The sequence below is a fragment of the Terribium retamae genome (genome assembly GCF_022347545.1).
Taxonomy (GTDB): domain Bacteria; phylum Pseudomonadota; class Alphaproteobacteria; order Rhizobiales; family Rhizobiaceae; genus Mesorhizobium; species Mesorhizobium retamae.
The window spans coordinates 79,381-97,807 of sequence record NZ_JAKREW010000020.1; the positions used below are offsets into that span (position 1 = coordinate 79,381).

The window sequence follows — 18,427 nt, forward strand, 5'->3', positions numbered from 1 at the left end:
GGCGGTGCTGGACAGCCAGGAATCTCATGCTATAACCCCGCTCGCTTTCGGGCCGCAGCCCGGCAAGCAGGCAAGGTCCAGATCCTGGTTTTCAGGTCGCGGATCCGGCCAGATGCCCAGGTAGCTCAGTTGGTAGAGCATGCGACTGAAAATCGCAGTGTCGGTGGTTCGATTCCGCCCCTGGGCACCATTTGTTTTTCCACCTCCTCCCATAGCGTCCTAAAGAGCAATACAAATCAATGATTTAGCTGGTTTCGGCGGCTCATGGCGCACCGCCATATACCGCCATATACCGCCATATACCATTGCAACGCATCAGTTTGTGGGTGACGATCCGGGTATTACCCATGAGTACTAGCTTGGAGTCACTTGGCCCATAAGGGGAAGAGCCTACACTCCCGCGCTCATTCCTCGCGAACCAGTGAACTTATCATGTCTTGGCCGTTTTCGCGTTAATCCGTGCCTGGGGAAGTAGTCGTAGAAGCTCACACGGCTGATGCCCAACCGACGCGCGATCCCTACCACCGAGATGTAGCCATGCCGATCAGCTACCGATAACGACGAAACGGATAGCGCGCTGTATGTCGAAGAAGTCCTTCGCCGTGAAGCGTAGCGTGCGTGCCGCCGGATGCTCCATCCCCGGATACCAGCTGCCACGATAGGCCTCGATCGGCGTGGTGAATTCGATGACCAACTCATAGCTGTCGGCGAGCTTGGGCAGGCATGCTTTCAGGTCGCGCGACAGCGCTGCCTCCACGCCATCTCGGATCGCGACCACGGCTGCCTGCGGCGACAACGACGACGTTGCGGGGCCAAAACCTTCGCTGGTGGCCACCGTGCCAATGCCCGGCACCAACATCTTTGCCTCGGCGCACATGCCGGCATCACCGGCCAGAAAGGCGGACGGCACCCCGTAGCGCGCCGCGCACAATGCGTTCAGCGTATATTCGGAAGCGACCTCGCCGTTGATCAGCAGCCGCGACACGGTGCCGGTCAGCGTGTGCGCGAGCGGGTTCGTGTCGGTGCCGGCCTTGTTGTGGTATCCGGTGTAGAGCGCCGCGGCGAAGCTCGAATCGATGCCGAACATCATCAGGTCCGGGTGGCCGCTCCAGGCCCGGATGATGCGCACATAGCTTGGCAGTTTCGCCAGGTTCAGGTTGCGCGCGGAAGCGTGGGCGTCCTTGACGACGATTTCGGTCGCGCCTGCCGCCTTGGCACCTTCACAGGCCGCGACCAGCTCGTCGGTCATATATTCGCGGAACTCCGCATAGTCGCGATGATCCCTACGGGCCTCATCCCAATTGGTGATGCCCGCGGTGCCTTCAATATCGGCGCTGATGAATACCTTCATGATGATTGTTCCTTGGTTTCACAACAGCTCGGCCATCGACGACAGAAGCCGGTCGATCTGCTCGGGGGAATGCTCGGAAAACACCGCCAGCCGCATCGTCGGCACGTCGGGCGCGTCGGAATAGCCCGAAGCCTTGGTGACCTTGACCACGATGTCTTTGGCATCAAGTTGCAGACGCAGCTGTTCGAAGTCGACGTCGCCGCGTACGCTGACGATCGGTACCGGCGTATCGGCCAGCACAAAACCCAGCTTGCGCAGGCCAGCCCGCACGTGGCTGACATTGCGGACAAGGTTGGCTCGCATTGCCGGCGTCTCTTTCAGCACGCGCAATGAAGCGATGGCGGCGGCAGCGGCAGCAGGCGGCACGGGTGACGCACCACGCATGATCATGGCATTGGCGGCAATCTTGTCGGCAAGCGACTGGCTCCCCGGAATGATGCCGCCAAGCGCGCCGAAAGCCTTGCTTAAGGTGCCGGCGAGGTAGTTGCCGTCGGCTTCGAGCCCAAAATGCTGCAGCGCGCCGCGGCCGCTCGATCCCAGCACGCCGACCCCGTGCGAATCGTCGACGGCGAGGATGGCGCCTTCATAAGGAACCATCGCCTGGCGGTAATCGGCCAACGGCGCGAGCGCGCCCGATGATGGGAAGACGCCGTCGGTCACCACGACGGGACGCTTGCCAGGTTTGACATAGCGGTCCAGTTCCTCAGCCAAGCTGCCGGCATCCAGATGGCGGAAGCTGTGCACGGGCCTGTCAAGCGTCGGTATGGCATCGCGGGCACTGTAGTGCGTGGCGGCGTCGATCAGGATCACGTCGAAATCGTCGCGCAGCCCCTGCAACATCGCCATCGGGCTGGAATAGCCGGAGATCAGGCTGACGACATGCTCGGCGCCGAACCAGGCCTGCAACTCATCCTGGAGAGCGACGTACACCTGCATCTGCGCCAGCGTGCCAGGTCCCATGCCGAACTGCCGGGTGGCCGCGCAGGCTGCCTCAATGACCCGCGGATGGCCGTGCAGGCAGAAGTAGCTGGTGCCGCAGAAGTAATCGACGTCGCGGCCATTGATGCGCATGCGCGCACCGAGCGGCGACTGCATGACAACCGGCAGCGGCGCGGGCGGGGTTGCCTGATGGTTCAAGCTGCGGCCTCGGCCGCCGGCTTGCGGCGCTCCAGGAACATCGGCCCGACGCGGATGCCGCGCCGGCCGTGATCGTCCACGGCATCGAGTTCGAGGATTTCCTCTTCATAAAGCAGGCCGCGCATCCGGAAGCGTCCGGCGTCCACCGGCTCGCACGTATGGGTGCAGAAATACTCGATCAGGCACTTCAATTCACCGTGGCTGTAGGACAGGTAGGTAATGTTGAAGTCGGGGCCGTATTCGCCGAGATGCGGAGCGATCTCTGGCGGCACCTTTTCGGTCGGCAGCTTGTCGATGCGTGACCATTTCACCCCCTTCCAGACGAGGCCGTCGGCTTCCGGGAACGAGACGTTCATATGGGCATAATCGGCGCCCCGCCCGTAGATGCGTCCGTCGATGACGAAATCCGAGCCGGAAACCGGCCTGATCTGCAAAGGCACCCCCTCGCCCATCAGATAGAGCTTGCCGCCCTTGGCCTTGACCTCGACCAGCTCGCCCGTGGTTTCATGACGGTAATGGCCGGGCAGCGTATTGAACTGTTCTTCCTGGATGGGCGGCGGGCTTTGCAGCCGCTCAAGCGGCTTGCCCATGCGCCGCTCGGCAAGGACGATGCGCAGCCCGTCGCCACCCAGCCGCGAAGCGATCTGGTTGACGAAATCCAGCGTCGCAAACATCAGCACGCCGAGACCTGCCGCCGGTAGCAGGATCATCTGCGAGGCGTAGCCGTAGACCGCTCCGCCATGGCCGACCGAGGTCCAGCCATCCACGTCGCCGATACCGAAGCACAGGCCGTAACCGTTCAAGGTCTTGTCGTGGCCGGCCGGGCGCTTGCCGATCGGTGTCCACATTTCTCGCAGGGAAGCCGGCGAAACTATGGACTGGCCGTCGGGCGCGAAGCCGCCGCGCAGCAGGCAGCGGGCGTAGCTGGCCATGTCGCCGGTGGTCGAGAAGATGTTGCCGGCCGGCGATCCGCCAAGGCTGAACACGGGCGCCGGACTGTCGCCCTCGAGGGTCCACATGTCTGCCGGCGCCAGCCTCTCGCGCACGCCCGGCGCCATGCCAGCCGATGTCTGGCCCATGCCGAGGGGCCTCAGGATGTTTTCCGAGATGTAGTCGCTGTAGCTCTTCTTCGTCATCTTCTCGATGACCATGCCGACCACCGCGATGCCGGCATTGGAATAGTGCATCAGGCCGGCGCTCGGATCCTGTTTCAGTGTCGATGTCGCCAGTTCGGCGACCGTGTCGGCAAGCGGCGGCCGGGTGGCGTCGAGATAGTGGCCGCTCTTCGGTTCTCGGACGATGCCGGCAGTGTGGCTCATCAGCTTGCGCAGGCTGATATGCGAGCCGTATGGCCCGCTTTCGCGTCCGGCGAAGGGGTTAAGCGGCTGGAAGCCCGGGATGTATTCGGAAACATCCACGTCGAGATCGACGATGCCCTTCTCGACCAGTTGCATGATCGCCATCGAGGTGAACGTCTTGGTGATCGAGCCGATGCGGAAACAGGTATCCTCGCGCATGTCGAAGCTGCGGTCGTGGCGCTGGATATGCCCCTCGCCCAACAGACCGTCGCGGTCGACCAGGGCGTAGGAAATGGAGGGGATTTCCTTGTCCTCCACTTCATGGCGGATCAGGTCCTCGAATTGTCGGAGCGCGGCGGTGGAGAGCGAAGTCACGGTCGTTACCTCAGGATTGATCAGTGGGCTTGGTGGCGCGGGTCCAACATGTCTCGCAGCGCATCGCCGACAAGGTTCCATGACAGGACGAACAGAAAGATCGCGGCGCCGGGAAACGCCAGCGTGTACCAATACTGGAAGGGATTGCCGGACTGGCCGATGATCCAGTTGCGCGAATAGGCGATGAACTGGCCCCAGTCCGCATAGCCCTCCTCGGCACCGACGCCGAGGAAGCTAAGCGCCGAGGCGGTGAGGACCATCGAGCCGGTCGCCATGGTGGCCAGCACCAGCACCGGGAAGATGGCGTTAGGCAGGATGTGCAGCACGATCAGCCGCATGTCGCTGGCGCCGTATGCTCGAGCCGCGTGAACATAATCCATCTCCCGCAAGCGCAGGATTTCACTGCGAATTACGCGAGCGTAGGGCATCCAGCCGAAGGTGGTCAGCGCGATGAAAACGGGAATCACCCCCTTCCCCATCAGGGCAACCAGCATCATAGCCGCAATGAAGAAAGGCACGGCCATGAACACGTCAACGACGCGCATCAGGAACTCGTCTAGCAACCCGCCGTAGAAGGCGGCGACAGCGCCGATGATCGTGCCGATCAGCAGCGAGATAGAGACGACACCGAGGCCGATCTTGAACGCTGTGCGGGTACCCCAGATCACCCCGTAATAGATATCGTACTGCCCCTCGGTCGTGCCGAAGATCGCCTCCGCCGATGGCGGTTGCGGGGTGGCCAGGAAGCCGGCACGCGGCGTGTCGTAGGCCGACATCTGGAATTCCTGCGTCGGCGCCAGCACCGGCGCGAAGATCGCGATCAGCACGAAGGCCAGCAGCAGGAGGACGCCAAACAGCGAAACCGGGTTTTTCAGGAGGTAGCGAAGCGCCTTCATTTCGTCTTCACCCTCGGATCGAGCAGCGGATAGATCAGGTCGACGATCAGATTCATCACCACCAGAACCACGACGAAATACAGGCCAAACCCGAGGATGGCCGGGAAATCCAGATTGGCCGCAGCCTTGGCCGAAAACTGGCCGAGTCCCGCATAGTCGAAGATAGTTTCGGTGATGACGACGCCGCCCATCATGGTGGCGAGTTCCATGCCGGCGATGGTCGCCACCGGCAGCAGGGCATTGCGCCGCGCATGATGCAGTTCGACGACGCGGCGCAGCATGCCCTTGGCGCGCGCGGTGCGCACGTAGTCCTGGCGCAGGGTCTCAAGCATCGAGGTGCGCATGATGCGGGTCATGCTGGCGAGATTGACGTAGATCAGCGAAATGGCCGGCGCGGCCAAATGGCGAAGGGAGTCGAAGAAAACCGGCAGATTGCCATTCAGCAGCGAGTCGACCGTGTTAGCGCCGGTGTAGCGGACGAATTGGTTCGAGGTGACGACGTCCTGCGCCCAGTGGCTCAGGCGTCCCGGCGGAAACCAGTCGAGCACGGAATAGAAGATCAGCAGCATCAACAGGCCGAAGACGTAGACGGGGAAGGACCAGCCTACGATGGTGAAGAAGCGGATCAGGTGGTCGGGCCATTTATTCAGGTAGATGCCGGCACGCGAGCCCAGATAGATCGACAGGAGCAGGCCCGGGACGAAGGCGAGGACGACCAGTTCCATGGTCGCGGGAAACAGCGAGGACAGCGCCGTCCCCACCGGCTGCCGTGCGGTCTCGGACCAGCCGAGATTGCCGCTCAGGACGTTGCCGATCCAGCGTCCGTACTGGATATAGAATGGATCGTTGAGCCCATACTGCTCGATCATGCGCCGGATGCTCTCCTGGCCGCCTTTCAGGTAGTCTGGCGAAGGGGCATAGGCCGCCAGTCGTTGCGTCGGCGTCAACGACATCTGCAGCGCAAATATCATCAGCGACAGGGCAAACATGACGACCGGCAACATCAGCAGCCGTCGCAGGGCATAGTTCAGCACATGAAAATATCCGGTTGAAAAGAATAGCCGGGCGACAATGCCACCCGGCTGGAAGCGAGGCGGATCAGTTCGCCTTCTTGATCGGATAGAAGTCCCATGCCCCGTAGAGGATCATGTTGTTGACGTAGCCATCGATGTTGTCACGCGTGACGATGTAACCGAAATCCTCCCACAGGAACTGTGTGGTGGCGTATTCGTGCGACATCTCCTGCAGCTTGGCGTAGATCGGCTCGCGTACGGCCGGATCGCTCGACGCCCACGCCTCGTCCAGCAGCGGCTTGAACTTCTCCGCCATCAGGTCACGATAGCCTTGTCCGACCATGCCGCCGACAAGACCGGTCGGCGACAGGTAGTAGGAAGCGGCGCCCAGCGGACCGCCCGGATCGGAATAGTCTGGGCCCCAGCCCATATAGGTCAACGGCGAGGCAGGCTTTTCGCGGTTGTTCAGCTTGTCGGAGATTGAAGCCCATGGCAGCGACTGGATTTGCATCCTGAACTTGGGATTGATCCGCTGCAGCCCCTGCTGCAAGGCCGAAAGTGCTGCGGTGCCCTGCGGCGTACCTTCCTGGACGTAGGCCGTGAAGGTAAAACCGGTCTCCCAAAGTTTGCCGCCGAAGGCCTTCTTGAAATGCTCCGTGGCCTTGGCCGGATCGTATGTGTAGATCGGCGAATCCGGACGATAGCCCATGATGCCGCGCACGGTCGGTCCGCGCGATTGCACCGTCTTGTCCAGCAGCACCTGCTTCAGCAGTGCGTCGTAATTCTGCGCATAGTTGAAGCCTTTGCGCACGTCGATATCGGCAAAGAAATCCGGCGGGATGCCTTTGCCATCCAACTGGCCGCTGCCGAGGGCCGGATTGTCGGTATCGTCGAGCGGCCAGGCGAAAAACAGCCCACGCCCGAAAACCTTCGGCAGCCCATCCGTGACCTTGACGCCCGGGGTCTTACTCAGTTCATCGAGAAATTCGACTGGCGCCCAGACATAGTCGGCGTCGCCCGACAACAGTTGCAGACGGCGTGTCGTCCATTCCGGGACAGTGCGCATGACCACCCGCTCAAGCGAGGCGGGTCCCATGAAGTAGTTTTCGAAGCGCTTCATGGTGATACGGCGATCGGTACGATCCCACTCTTCCAGCATGAACGGCCCGGTGCCATTCTCCTTGTCGAACAGCGGATCGGCAGCGAGTTCCGGCTTGTAGTGCTTGATCCAGTCGTCGCCGGATCCACTCCATCCGCCGACATCCGTGACCCATTCCTTGTCAACGATCGAGGTGCCGAACGGCAGGGCGATGACGCCCAGCGTCGCCGGGAAAGATTTGGGCAGCGTCAACGTGACCTTGTCGCCGTCAACGGTGAACTGCGACGCCAGCTGGTCATAGACCTTGCGCAGAACTTCCGGGCTGGCGTCGGCGATCTTTTCGACCTTGCCCTCGGTTTCTACCCATTTGGCGATGTCGGTATATTTGCCGGCGGTGACGACTTCGGTGATGGCGTTGGACATCCAGGACTGGCCCTGCAGTATGGCGCGCATCAACGAATAGCGCACATCCTCGGCGGTGATTTCCCCATAGCCCGGCTCGATGGAGGCCTTCTGCTCCTCGGTCAGCTTATCGAGATATTCCCAGGTGATCTTGCCGTCGGCACCCTTGATGCCGACCTGGTGAGCGCGCACGCCCTTGCGGATCGGGAACGTGTAGCTGACGGAACCGTCGGCACCCTCCTTGATCAAGCCGTTTTCCAGCGACGGCACCTCAGTCGAAATCGCAGGGACGAATTCGGAAATTTCGGAGCCTTTGTAATTGAGCAGGCGGCTGTAGACGTTCAATACGCCATATGAGCTCGGCGTGTTGGCGATGTAGGCTGGGTCGAACGACAAAATGTCGTCCGTCCAGAGGAACACGAAGGTTCCAGGGTTCTTGGTTTCGGCGATGGCCGGCGGTACCGCGGCGCTGAGGCCGAGGCACAAGGCAAGGACTAGAAGTCGCTTCATCGTTGGTTCCCGGTTGGCGGAGGTTTCTTGCTTTTTGCCGGCAGGCTAGGAGCACACTTGCGCTGCTGTCCAATGTGTAGATAGGATCGGTTATGCAAAATGCGCATGGGGCCGATTTGTGGAACTGGCGTGGCTCGAGGACTTTCTGGAAATCGTTGCGACACGGAACTTCTCGACCGCCGCTTCGGCGCGGAACATCTCCCAGCCGGCATTCAGCCGGCGGATAAAATCGCTCGAAACCTGGGTCGGCGCCAGCTTGGTCGACCGCAGCACATACCCCGTGCACTTGACCAGCGCGGGCAATATGTTCCTGCCGCGCTGCCAGGAGATGGTGCGGGAAATGTACCGGCTGCGTACCGACTGCCGCAATGTCGCCGGTGCCAGTTCGCAGTTGATCACATTCGCCTCGCTGCACACCCTTGCGATCTACTTCTTCCCGACCTGGGTCCACTCGCCCGGCATGCCGAACGCGCCGATGCGCACCAGCATGCACACGGCCGACTTCCTGGAATGCATCGAGCATCTAACCTCGGGCCGGTGCGATTTCGTCATCACCTACGATCATCCGGATGGACCGCCGGTGCTGGAGGCCGGGCCGTTCGAATCGCTGCAAATAGGCCAGGACCGGCTGATCCTCGTCTCCGGCGTCGATTCCTCCGGCCAGCCTCTGTTCACGCTCGACCCGGCAGAAAGCGATGAAGTTCCCTACCTCGCCTATTCCTGGAATGACGGCTACCTCGGCAAACTGATCTCGGTGATCCGGTCGCGTTCACGCCGGCCGCTCAATCTGAGCATCGTTTACCAATCCTCACTCGCTGAGGGGCTCAAGCACATGGCCGTCGCCGGCCATGGGGTCGCCTGGTTGCCGCAAATCTGTGTCCGCAAGTCCATCGCGCAGGGCGAGCTTGTCCAGATCGGTGGCCAGCAGCTGTCGCTCCAGATGGAAATACGCATCTTTCGCCGCACCGGTTCGAGCAACCGCGATGTGGAAGCGCTGTGGAATTTTCTTGCCCAGACTTCCGAGCGACGGCTCGACGGATCGATCTCGATCGCGCGCTGAACCCATCAGCATCTTGTATGCCAAAAGCGATACGCTGATGCAAAACGCGCATAGTTAGCTCTCTGGGCATCCAGATGCCCGCATTTCCAACTCTTCGCCCAGAGAGATGGCAGCACCAGGCACGACCACAGCGGACGTCTCCGCCACAACCTGCTATTGACAGTCGGGCCACCCATTGCCTTCGATGCCCGGCAGCAAGCCAAGCCACGCGTTATCGAAGGACTCGATTTGTCGACGATCAAAGCTGCCGATCCAACATTGCCAGACGACGTCATTCTGGCGGTCGAGAATCTGGAAGTCTGCTTTGCGTCGCAAGGGCGCCAACCGATCAGGGCGGTGAACGGCATCTCCTTCACGATAGCCCGCGGAGAGACGCTGGTGTTGGTTGGCGAGTCCGGCTCCGGTAAATCGGTCACCGCGATGACCCTCATGCGGCTGACCGAACATGACGGCGCCAGGATTACCGGCGGCCGCATCCTGATGCGCCTGAAGGATGGCAAGGTATCGGACCTCACGAAGCTTTCCCTGAAGGGGATCGAGCTGCTGCGCGGCTACGAGATGTCGATCGTCTTCCAGGACCCCATGTCGAGCCTGAACCCGGTTTTCACCATCGGCGACCAGACCGCCGAGGCAATCATCCGCCATCAAGGCAAGACGAAGCGCGAAGCGCGCGACATTGCGCTGGGCGTGCTGAAACTCGTGCGGGTGCCTGACGCGGCGCGACGGCTCGATCAGTACGCGCATCAGCTGTCCGGCGGCATGCGCCAGCGCGTCATGATCGCCATGGCACTGGCGTGCAGGCCGTCGCTGATGATCCTCGACGAGCCGACGACTGCGCTCGACGTGACGATCCAGGCGCAGATCCTCGACCTCGTGCGCGCACTGCAGCGCGAGATCGGCATGTCGGTGCTCTTCATCACTCACGACATGGGCGTCGTCGCCGAGATTGCGGATCGCGTCTGCGTGATGCTGAAGGGCGATATCGTCGAGACCGGCTCCGTCTACGAGATCTTCGCAGCGCCCAAGCATCCATATACCCAAGCGCTGATTTCGGCCGTGCCGCGCCTCGGCAGCATGGTGGAAAAGGACGCGCCGGAGAAATTTCCGCTGGTTGTCTACGAACCAACTCAAAAGCTCGCGGAGACGACCGCATGAGCGCGCCACGCGACAAAAACGCGCCGCTGGTCGAGGTTCGCAACCTCATCACCCGCTTCGATCTGCGCGGCGGCATTTTGGGCCGCGTTTCAGGCCGGGTCCACGCCGTGGAAAATGTATCGTTCGATATCTTTCCCGGCGAGACGCTGGCGCTGGTCGGCGAGTCCGGCTGCGGAAAGTCGACAGTCGCGCGCAGCCTGATCCAGTTGGAGAAGCCGCTGTCCGGTTCCATCCGATACGACGGGGTGGAGATGATCGGCGCACAGCATCGGGACCTTGCGCGCTTCCGCCGCGACGTCCAGATGATCTTCCAGGATCCGTTCTCGTCGCTTAATCCGCGCATGACGATTGAACAGGCGTTGATGGATCCGATGCGCGTACACCGCATGGGCACGACAAAGACGCAGCGGGCGCGCGCAGCCCAGTTGCTGGCCAAGGTCGAACTTCCCACGGAGCATCTCGAACGCTATCCGCATGCTTTCTCCGGCGGGCAGCGGCAACGTATCTGCATCGCGCGGGCGTTGGCGATGGACCCGCGGCTGATTATCGCCGACGAAGCCGTCGCGTCGCTCGACGTAACCATCCAGGCCCAGGTCATCAACCTCCTGATGGACCTGCAACGCGAGATGCGCATCGCCCTTCTGTTCATCAGCCACGACATGGCCGTGGTCGAGCGCATCGCTCACCGTGTTGCGGTAATGTATCTCGGCGAGATTGTGGAGATCGGCGACCGGCGCTCGGTCTTCGGCAATCCGCAACATCCCTATACACGCAAGCTCCTCTCGACCGTGCCTGTGGCCGACCCAACCCAACGCCCCGAAGGACGGGAACCGATGGCAGACGAAATCCCCAGTGCGGTACGCAGCGTCGATTTCGTGCCAGTGGAACGGCCCATGAGACAGGTGTCGTCGACGCATTTCGTGCGCGAAGCTGCCTGACCCGGGTCAAATCCGCTTATCCCTTCCGCAGGTCGCCAAGTGCTCTCTTCGAGCACATGCCGGCGATCCGCATATCCCGACATTCGAGTTTCCCATGACCTTTCTTCCGCGCCTGAACCTCACCCCGCTCGACGGCCTGATCCTCGATCGCTCGACGAAGGGCTTGCCGTTCGATGCGCCGGCGCTGCGCCTCGGCGATGTCGGCGATCAGGGCTGGAATGTCCTGGAGGGCGACCTGCCGATGCCGGTCGCCATCATCCGCAGCGATCTCGTCACCGCCAACAGCGCTTGGATGAGCGCCTTCACCAAGGCCAACAACCTGCTGATTGCCCCGCATGGCAAGACGACGATGTCACCGCATCTGTTTGACCTGCAGATCGCGGACGGCGCCTGGGCCATCACGGTCGCAACGATCCAGCAGTTGGAGGTGTGCCGGCGGTTTGGCGTGGCGCGTATCGTGCTCGCCAACCAGCCGGTCGGCGCAATGGCCATCGACGCCTGTTTCAGGGCCCTGCAGGGGGACAACCGCATCGAGCTCTATTGCCTGGCCGACAGCACCGAAGGCCTTAGGCTGCTGGCGGATGGCGCGCGCCGCAACTTGCCCCCGGAAGACAACCCCATGCGCGTGCTGGTGGAGATCGGTTTCGTCGGCGGACGCACCGGTGTCCGCTCGCCGGAAGAGGCCCTGGATATAGCGCGCGCAGTCGTCGCCACACCCGGACTTGTGCTTGCCGGGTTTGAATGTTTCGAGGGTCTGCTCGCGACGCCGCGGGAAGCCGACGGCCTGATCGACACTGTCGCCACCGTCGCCGGCATCGCTCTGGCGGAAGGTCTGTTCGGTCCTGAGGACCAGCCAGGGAATCAAATCGTCATCAGCGCGGGAGGTTCAAGCTTCTTCGACCGCGTCGGCGAGCGATTCGACCGTGCCGTGTTCTCGCAGCCGGTTTTGCGGGTGCTGCGGTCAGGTTGCTACCTGACCCACGATTCGATCGGCTACGCCTCGGCATTCAAACGCATCGTGAGCCAAACCACGCTCCAGCTTCCGCCGGGCGGATTGACCGCCGCGCTCGAAGTCTGGGCCTATGTGCAGTCGCGACCGGAGAGCGGCCGCGCCATTCTGACGATGGGGAAACGCGATGTCGGCATCGACACGGGCATGCCCGTGCCGTTGCGCTGGTATCGGCCGGGCGGCGGGATGCCAGGCCCGCAAGTCATGCCGGCTGACCACGTCGTCCTGACGCTGAGTGATCAGCATTGTCATCTGGACATACCGCAGGACAGCCCGTTGCGGGTGGGCGACATGGTCGGCTTTGGCAACGGCCACCCGTGCACGACCTTCGACAAATGGTCGATGCTTCTCCTGGTCGACGAAAAGTACCAGGTGTTACAAGCGCTCAAGACATTTTTTTGAGATCAGGTGCCCGCTTGGTGTCACAAGATGGCGCCTTATAGCATGGACAGAGGGCCCGCCTAAGCCGGCGGGCTCCTGTGTTGGCGAGGCCGCGCCGCTCACGGCGTTCCCAAGAATCCGCTCAGGACCTTCGCCACCTTTTCTGGGAACTCCCAGAACATGTTATGGCCGGCGCCGGCGAAGGCTTCGAATTTCGCGGATGGATAGGCTTTCTTCAAAGCATCCTGATGCTTCACGTCGAAAAGCTGGTCCTGGTCGCCCCAGAAGATCATCACCGGCGCCTTGATGGTCGGTGCCAGGCTGCTGAAGTCGTAAGCCGACAGCCCCCACATGACGCCGTGCCAGACCTTGATCGGAACCGCGGCGCTCTCGGCCCGCTCGCGGTCGATATAGTCCTTGTCCACCGGATTGGGGTTCCAATACCAGTCGATCATGAACTTCCCGTTGGGGTCGATGGGAGCCCGCAGCGGCATGATGTTGTCCCACAGCCAGGAACCCGGCCCGCCGCCGGGCTTCATCGATGACGACACCAGAACCAGATGGTCGACTTTGTCGGGATGGGTTGCCGCAAGCATCTGCGCGGTCATCGATCCCAGCGAGTGTCCGACGACATCGGCTTTCTTCACACCAACCGCGTCGAGGAAGAGCGATGCATCGTCTGCCAGATCGGTGATGGCATAACAGCAATCCGGCACGCTCGATTTTCCGTGCCCGCGCAGATCGATGGCGAACACATGCCTCGATTTCAGATAGGGCGCCAGCAACGACCAGCTGCGGCTGTTGTCAGTATAGCCATGAATGAGCAGCAACGGCTTGCCGGTCGTATCGCCCATCTCGACATAGGCAACCCTCTGGCCATTCGGCAGATCAACGCTTTTCTTCGCACCTGCCCATTCCGCCTGGCTCGGAACCGGAATTTCCTCTGCATCCGCCGCGACCGGCAGTGCCAGAAGCAACACGGCCAGAGCCAAGCTGCGCATGGAAACCATATCCTGTCCTCCTCCATTTTTCGGGAAGGATGCTGGCAATCGCATCCGCATCCTGTGCCGCCGGCGACATTGGCCGTCGCACGCGACTTCCGGATCCCCCGCATGCGGAGCGGGGCTACGAGGTCTGCGGCCGTCAGTCTCCCGTGCCGCCTGTATGCAATTCGGTTCGACCTTCCGCCGCGACCTGTGCCAGATCGAGCACCTTTTGAAGTTCTGCCGCATGGCGGAACGACGGTTGCGGTTGCGCGCCGGAACGAACGGCATCAGCAAAGCGCTGATAGTTGGTCGGCACGGTCCCGGCATCCAGCGTTTCCCAGACTGCATTCTCGACCTTGTCACCGAGACAGGCTCTCAGTTCCGAACCATTCAAGTTGTGGACGACCTCTATCCCGCCTTTGTCGCCATACAAGCGCAGGCGCAGTTCGTTCAGATGGCCGGTTGCCCACCGGCTGGCGTGAACGACCCCGAGCGCGCCGTTGCTGAACTCCAATGCCATGGTGAAGCTGTCATTCGCATCCAACGCATATTCGCCGACCCTGTTGCCCGGTGCTTTGTCAAAGGCCTTGAGCCTGCAGAACACATTGTCGATGCCAAGACCGGCGCCGTAGCTTGCGAAATCCAGAATATGGATGCCGACATCGCCTAGCACACCGTTGGACCCATGGCCGCGCGACAGACGCCACAGCCACTTCGGGTCGGTTCGCCAATCGCCCCAGAACTTGGAAACCAGCCAACTCTGCAGATAAGACGCTTCGACATGCTTGATGGAACCGATTTCACCCGCAAGGACCATTGCCCTGGCTTTCTGCAGCGGCGCCACGTTGCGATAGGTCAGGTTCACCATGTTGATGATACCGGCCCGCTCGGCGGCCGTGGCCATCTCGTCGGCTTTGGCATGGTTTTCCGCCAGGGGTTTTTCGCACAAGACCGGCCTGCCCGCGGCAATCAGCGCCAGCGTGGTCGGGTGATGGACGGCGTCGGGAGTTACGTTGGCCACGGCATCGAACCTGCCCCAGTCCAATGCGGCCTCCAGCGAGGTAAAATGGTTGGGAATGCCATAGGTTTGCGAGAATGCATCGACACGGCCACGGTCAACATCGACCGCCCCAACCAGTTCAACGCCCTCGACTCTGGAAAATTGCCTGGCGTGCTCTCCGGCCATCCAGCCAGTGCCGAGTATTAAGAGCTGCATGTCTTGGACCCCTCTCCGAACCGAGCCTGACAGGGGGCGCCTTATTGCCGGTGCGCAGCACCCCTCCGATGGTAACCCCGGGAAGAACATCGGGTTCCCTTGAGGCGAGACGGCGCCAAGTTCTCGGTTGACGAAGGCGAAAGCCTCACGGCCCGGATGCAGATAGCACCGGGTGCGCTCCATGATGCCGGCGCTTATGACGCAAAAAGCCGAAGATCACGATGACCTACGACCGGCCCGAGCCGCTGCTCACATCCGATACGCGATCGCTGTCGCCTCCAGGCCGGGCAGCAGGCCACAGCGGTCGAGCAACCCGGTCGGCGCATATTTCAACTTATAGACACCCGAGGCGCCTATTGCCGCCGCTTCGTTCTGCAAGGCCTTCAAGGCCTCCTCATCCGACGGGAGCGGGTCAATGAGGCTGTGCGCGCAAACCATGGCGCTCACACGCTGCATGATCGAAGCGTGCAACGGCAGATCTGGAGCGACGGTGACATTGCTGCTGCCGATGACCAGCCTGGAGGGCGGCGACGCGCAACCCGCCAATGCCAAGACAATTGCGACACAAGCTACAGCGATGCGCATCGGGCCATCCTCCGCAATGCCTCATCTTTGCAGCTACGAAGTCGATTGGGTAGCGATTCCAGCAACCCGAGAAGCGACAACAATTTAAAGGGAGTATGCCCAACGGTCGTTCGACGTGTCGACGGCTTGCTTCCGCGCGAACCATCGGAAGAAAGCAAAGCCCGTCTGCTACTTTTGTAGGCGTTAACCTGCAGACGGGCCTGCTCCGTACGACGGTGCACCCCGCACGATCAGAGCAGGCCAACGATATAGCTTTGTTCAGCCAGTGAAATTGTACTTTGTGACAATAACCCCACGGTATCGGTCATGCTCGGCGCCGGGACTATCCGGCCTCATCGCCCGAAAGGTTCGCCGCCACGCCGCACAGCCCCGACATCGCAAGGGCTGAAAGCGCGCAGGCCAGAAGCAGGACTGAACAGGCGATCAGCACGGCGGTCGAGCCGAAAGCCTCCAATGCGGCACCCGTGACCAGTGCAGCCAGCGGCGCGCCAAGCAGCACAAGGCTCATCGAGATACCGATGACATTGGCACGCAGATCCTTCGGCACGCTCGACTGCAGCAGTGTCGCGAAGACCGGCGACAAGGGACCCGCGGCGATGCCCAGCATTGCACCGGAGGCGATCATGATCGGCACGGAGCGACCGAACAGCAGAAGGGCAACGCCGGCCGCGAGCCCGGCAAACGCTGCCGAGAAGATACCGCGCAGCGATGGCGCCTGACTGGCGAGGGCCAAAGCGAGGTTGGACACGATGGCGCCGGCCGAAGCAGCAGCCAGGAACAAGCCAAGCAGTGCCGCGGACCGTCCCTCCATGCGCAGGATTGCCGGCAGCGCGATGCCTTCGACGGCCACAAAGACGCTGGTGCCGATGCCGGCGAGAATGAGGGCGGAACGCAAAGTCGGCTGGCCGACGATGAAGCCGAGGCCGGCCCTCATCTGGGTGAATGTGGATCCGGCGATGTGACGCAAACGAAAGCGCGGCAGGCTGGCAGCCACCAGAATGGCGGCCAACAGGTTGATCGCGGCGATGATCCACAAAAGCACCGTCGTGCTGGTGACGGCGACCAGGAATGCGGCAATCGCCGGCCCGGCAATCGCGGCACCGTTGTCGACAAGGTCGTCGATGGCGTTTGCGCGCATCAACGGCAGGCGCGCCAGCCGGGCGATCTCCGGCACGCGGGCCTCGATGGCGATACCGCCCGGCCCGTCCAATACGGCGCCCAACAGGGCGAGCATGGCAAGAACCCCGATGGTGAGCAGGCCGGCATCGTAAGCGCCAGCGGCGGCAAGCGCAGCCGCAGCGCCCATCGCCACCGAGACCAGCGCCATGCGGCGTATGCCGATCCGCTCGGCGACGATGCCGCCGAAAGCCGAGCCGGCTATGGCCGGAAACAAGGTGAGCGCCGCAATGACGCCCATCCAGCCGGCACTGCCGGTCAGGTCGTAGACCAGCCAGGGATAGATCACGGCGGTGATCGCATTGGCCAGGTTGACGGTGACGCTGGCGAGCTGCAGCCCGGCATAAGGCCAGATCGTGCGCGCCGGCCGCAGGGCTTTTCGGTCGTCAGCCATGATGACCCGCGATTATCCTTGTGACGAAGTCGCCGACAACAAGTCGCCGGCGCCGCCCGGCCGTAGGAAGCGGGTGATGAGAAGCCGCAGCATCGGCCGCTGCTCGAGGGGGTTGAAACCGGGATCGATGGCAACCCGGCTGAAGACGCCGTCGACCAGGGCTGCGATCCAGCGGGCGCTGTCGGCGGGGTCGAGTGTCGGATCGACCTGGCCACGGGCTGCCGCGTTGCGTAACAATGTGTTCAACGCGGTCTGCAGCTCATTGTCATTCTTTGTTACGAGCTTGCCGATCTCCTCGTCGCGCATCGCCTCGGCTGCGATCTCCAGCGCCAGCTTGAGATAGATCGGGTCGGAAGCGAGCTCGAGCACGATGTCCATGAAGTCCAGCAGCTCGGCAAACAGATCCGTCGCCTGGGTGGTGCCCTCGAAATAATCGGCGGTCTGACGCCGCTCTTCCTCGACGATGGCGGCGATGATCGCCTGCTTGTTGGGGAAATAATAAAAGAGATTGCCGGGGCTCATGCCTGCTTCGGCACAGATCTCCGCGGTAGAGGTGCGGTGAAACCCCTTTTGCGCGAAGCAGGTGACGGCTGCCTGTAAAATCTGTTGGCGCTTCGCCTCATGCCTCTCGGGGTCGACCTTGCGCATCCCGCCTCAATTCCGCCTTTTTATTTCTAGACCACTCAGTCTAATAAATGGCGACGTGTGCCATGTCAACGTATAAATCGGCATATTTCGGCGACTTGACACTTCGCAGAGTCATTTATTAGATCGACTAGTCTAATAAATAAGTGAGCGGCGGGGGACGCCGCAGATATAGGCGACAGCACTCATGCGTTACGTTTCTCGCTTGGCCAGAGCGTTTCCGTTTTTTACGGAAACGCGGAAAACCGCTTCGCACTTTTCCTGGAATTGCTTCAGGGCAACGACGGCATCCATTTTCATCGTCGCGGCGAGCACCGGTCCGCTGCTGGCCGAAGGCGCAGCGGCGGCCTCGAAGGATCTTTCACAGCGCACCGTTTCCACCTTCATTGCCAAGCAGCAGCCGGCCGAATGGACATTGACCTTCACCGGAGTGCTGGTGGCGCGCGACGAGATCGCCGTCGGAACTGCATTGCAGGATCAGCGCATCGCCTCGGTCGAGGTAGAAGTCGGGGAACAGGTCAAGGCCGGCCAGGTGCTAGTCCAGATGGAAACCGCGATGCTGGAAAACAAGCTGCGTGAAGCCGAAGGCCGCGTGGCGCGCAGCAAGGCCTCCCTTGCCCAACAGGAAGCGACCCTGGCGCAGACGCAATCGGCGCTCGAACGCGCCGAGCGGCTGAAGATGACCCGTACCATTTCCGAACAGACCTATGAAGACCGCGCCTCCGCCGTTGCCGTGGCCCGGCAAGGCGTTGCCGTGCAGCGGGCGGAGAATGCCGAAGCGCAGGCGCAGCGCGCCGAAGC

Annotated in this window: 16 protein-coding genes and 1 tRNA gene; 6 read left to right on the forward strand and 11 right to left on the reverse strand. The window is 61.9% G+C overall.

The features are described from left to right. Nucleotides 1–114 precede the first annotated feature (114 nt). Nucleotides 115–190, forward strand: a tRNA-Phe gene (locus L4923_RS18980). Nucleotides 191–544: 354 nt separating this feature from the next. Here L4923_RS18980 and L4923_RS18985 read toward each other — a convergent pair. The 6 genes from L4923_RS18985 to L4923_RS19010 form a co-directional block, all read right to left on the reverse strand. Beyond that, a complete protein-coding gene (locus L4923_RS18985) occupies nucleotides 545–1,351 on the reverse strand; it encodes a M55 family metallopeptidase (RefSeq protein ID WP_239367958.1) in 807 nt (268 codons plus the stop codon). Nucleotides 1,352–1,369: 18 nt separating this feature from the next. Further along, entirely contained in the window at nucleotides 1,370–2,488 is a 1,119-nt protein-coding gene (locus L4923_RS18990; RefSeq protein ID WP_239367960.1) for an aminotransferase class I/II-fold pyridoxal phosphate-dependent enzyme, read from the reverse strand. After that, nucleotides 2,485–4,161, reverse strand: a complete 1,677-nt coding sequence (locus L4923_RS18995; RefSeq protein ID WP_239367962.1) for a serine hydrolase domain-containing protein — start codon at nucleotides 4,159–4,161, stop codon at nucleotides 2,485–2,487. The genes L4923_RS18990 and L4923_RS18995 overlap by 4 nt, the downstream gene beginning before the upstream one ends. A 20-nt stretch (nucleotides 4,162–4,181) precedes the next feature. After that, nucleotides 4,182–5,057 carry an ABC transporter permease gene (locus L4923_RS19000; protein WP_239367964.1) on the reverse strand — a complete coding sequence of 292 codons (876 nt, stop codon included), beginning with the start codon at nucleotides 5,055–5,057 and terminating at the stop codon, nucleotides 4,182–4,184. Further along, the gene (locus L4923_RS19005; RefSeq protein WP_239367966.1) at nucleotides 5,054–6,091 is read right to left on the reverse strand and encodes an ABC transporter permease; all 1,038 of its coding nucleotides are present in this window, start codon (nucleotides 6,089–6,091) and stop codon (nucleotides 5,054–5,056) included. Before L4923_RS19005 ends, L4923_RS19000 begins: the two co-directional genes overlap by 4 nt. Nucleotides 6,092–6,155: 64 nt before the next feature. Then, nucleotides 6,156–8,081 carry an ABC transporter substrate-binding protein gene (locus L4923_RS19010; RefSeq protein WP_239367968.1) on the reverse strand — a complete coding sequence of 642 codons (1,926 nt, stop codon included), beginning with the start codon at nucleotides 8,079–8,081 and terminating at the stop codon, nucleotides 6,156–6,158. A 118-nt stretch (nucleotides 8,082–8,199) separates the two neighbouring features. Here L4923_RS19010 and L4923_RS19015 point away from each other — a divergent pair, with 118 nt between their 5' ends. From L4923_RS19015 to L4923_RS19030, 4 genes are all read left to right on the forward strand, one after another. Next, nucleotides 8,200–9,141: a LysR substrate-binding domain-containing protein gene (locus tag L4923_RS19015; RefSeq protein ID WP_239367971.1), complete on the forward strand. Its 942-nt coding sequence runs from the start codon at nucleotides 8,200–8,202 to the stop codon at nucleotides 9,139–9,141. 228 nt (nucleotides 9,142–9,369) lie between these two features. Next, on the forward strand, nucleotides 9,370–10,296 hold the full coding sequence (locus L4923_RS19020; RefSeq protein WP_239367973.1) for an ABC transporter ATP-binding protein: 927 nt from the start codon (nucleotides 9,370–9,372) through the stop codon (nucleotides 10,294–10,296). Next, nucleotides 10,293–11,234 carry an ABC transporter ATP-binding protein gene (locus L4923_RS19025; protein ID WP_239367975.1) on the forward strand — a complete coding sequence of 314 codons (942 nt, stop codon included), beginning with the start codon at nucleotides 10,293–10,295 and terminating at the stop codon, nucleotides 11,232–11,234. Before L4923_RS19020 ends, L4923_RS19025 begins: the two co-directional genes overlap by 4 nt. 163 nt (nucleotides 11,235–11,397) lie before the next feature. Continuing rightward, nucleotides 11,398–12,645: an alanine racemase gene (locus L4923_RS19030; protein ID WP_239367977.1), complete on the forward strand. Its 1,248-nt coding sequence runs from the start codon at nucleotides 11,398–11,400 to the stop codon at nucleotides 12,643–12,645. A gap of 98 nt (nucleotides 12,646–12,743) precedes the next feature. On the opposite strand, the gene L4923_RS19035 is transcribed toward L4923_RS19030, so the two are convergent. The 5 genes from L4923_RS19035 to L4923_RS19055 all read right to left on the reverse strand — a co-directional run bounded on the left by L4923_RS19035 (nucleotide 12,744) and on the right by L4923_RS19055 (nucleotide 17,629). Then, the gene (locus L4923_RS19035; protein ID WP_239367979.1) at nucleotides 12,744–13,625 is read right to left on the reverse strand and encodes an alpha/beta fold hydrolase; all 882 of its coding nucleotides are present in this window, start codon (nucleotides 13,623–13,625) and stop codon (nucleotides 12,744–12,746) included. Between the two features lie 142 nt (nucleotides 13,626–13,767). Further along, entirely contained in the window at nucleotides 13,768–14,826 is a 1,059-nt protein-coding gene (locus L4923_RS19040) for a Gfo/Idh/MocA family protein (RefSeq protein WP_239367981.1), read from the reverse strand. A 249-nt stretch (nucleotides 14,827–15,075) separates the two neighbouring features. After that, on the reverse strand, nucleotides 15,076–15,411 hold the full coding sequence (locus tag L4923_RS19045; RefSeq protein WP_239367983.1) for a hypothetical protein: 336 nt from the start codon (nucleotides 15,409–15,411) through the stop codon (nucleotides 15,076–15,078). A gap of 322 nt (nucleotides 15,412–15,733) precedes the next feature. Then, the gene (locus tag L4923_RS19050; RefSeq protein ID WP_239367985.1) at nucleotides 15,734–16,981 is read right to left on the reverse strand and encodes an MFS transporter; all 1,248 of its coding nucleotides are present in this window, start codon (nucleotides 16,979–16,981) and stop codon (nucleotides 15,734–15,736) included. A 12-nt stretch (nucleotides 16,982–16,993) separates the two neighbouring features. After that, entirely contained in the window at nucleotides 16,994–17,629 is a 636-nt protein-coding gene (locus L4923_RS19055; protein WP_239367987.1) for a TetR/AcrR family transcriptional regulator, read from the reverse strand. 184 nt (nucleotides 17,630–17,813) lie between these two features. Between L4923_RS19055 and L4923_RS19060 the strand changes: the two genes are divergently transcribed. After that, nucleotides 17,814–18,427, forward strand: a 614-nt coding sequence (locus tag L4923_RS19060) for an efflux RND transporter periplasmic adaptor subunit (RefSeq protein ID WP_239367989.1), incomplete at its 3' end; no start/stop codon positions are given.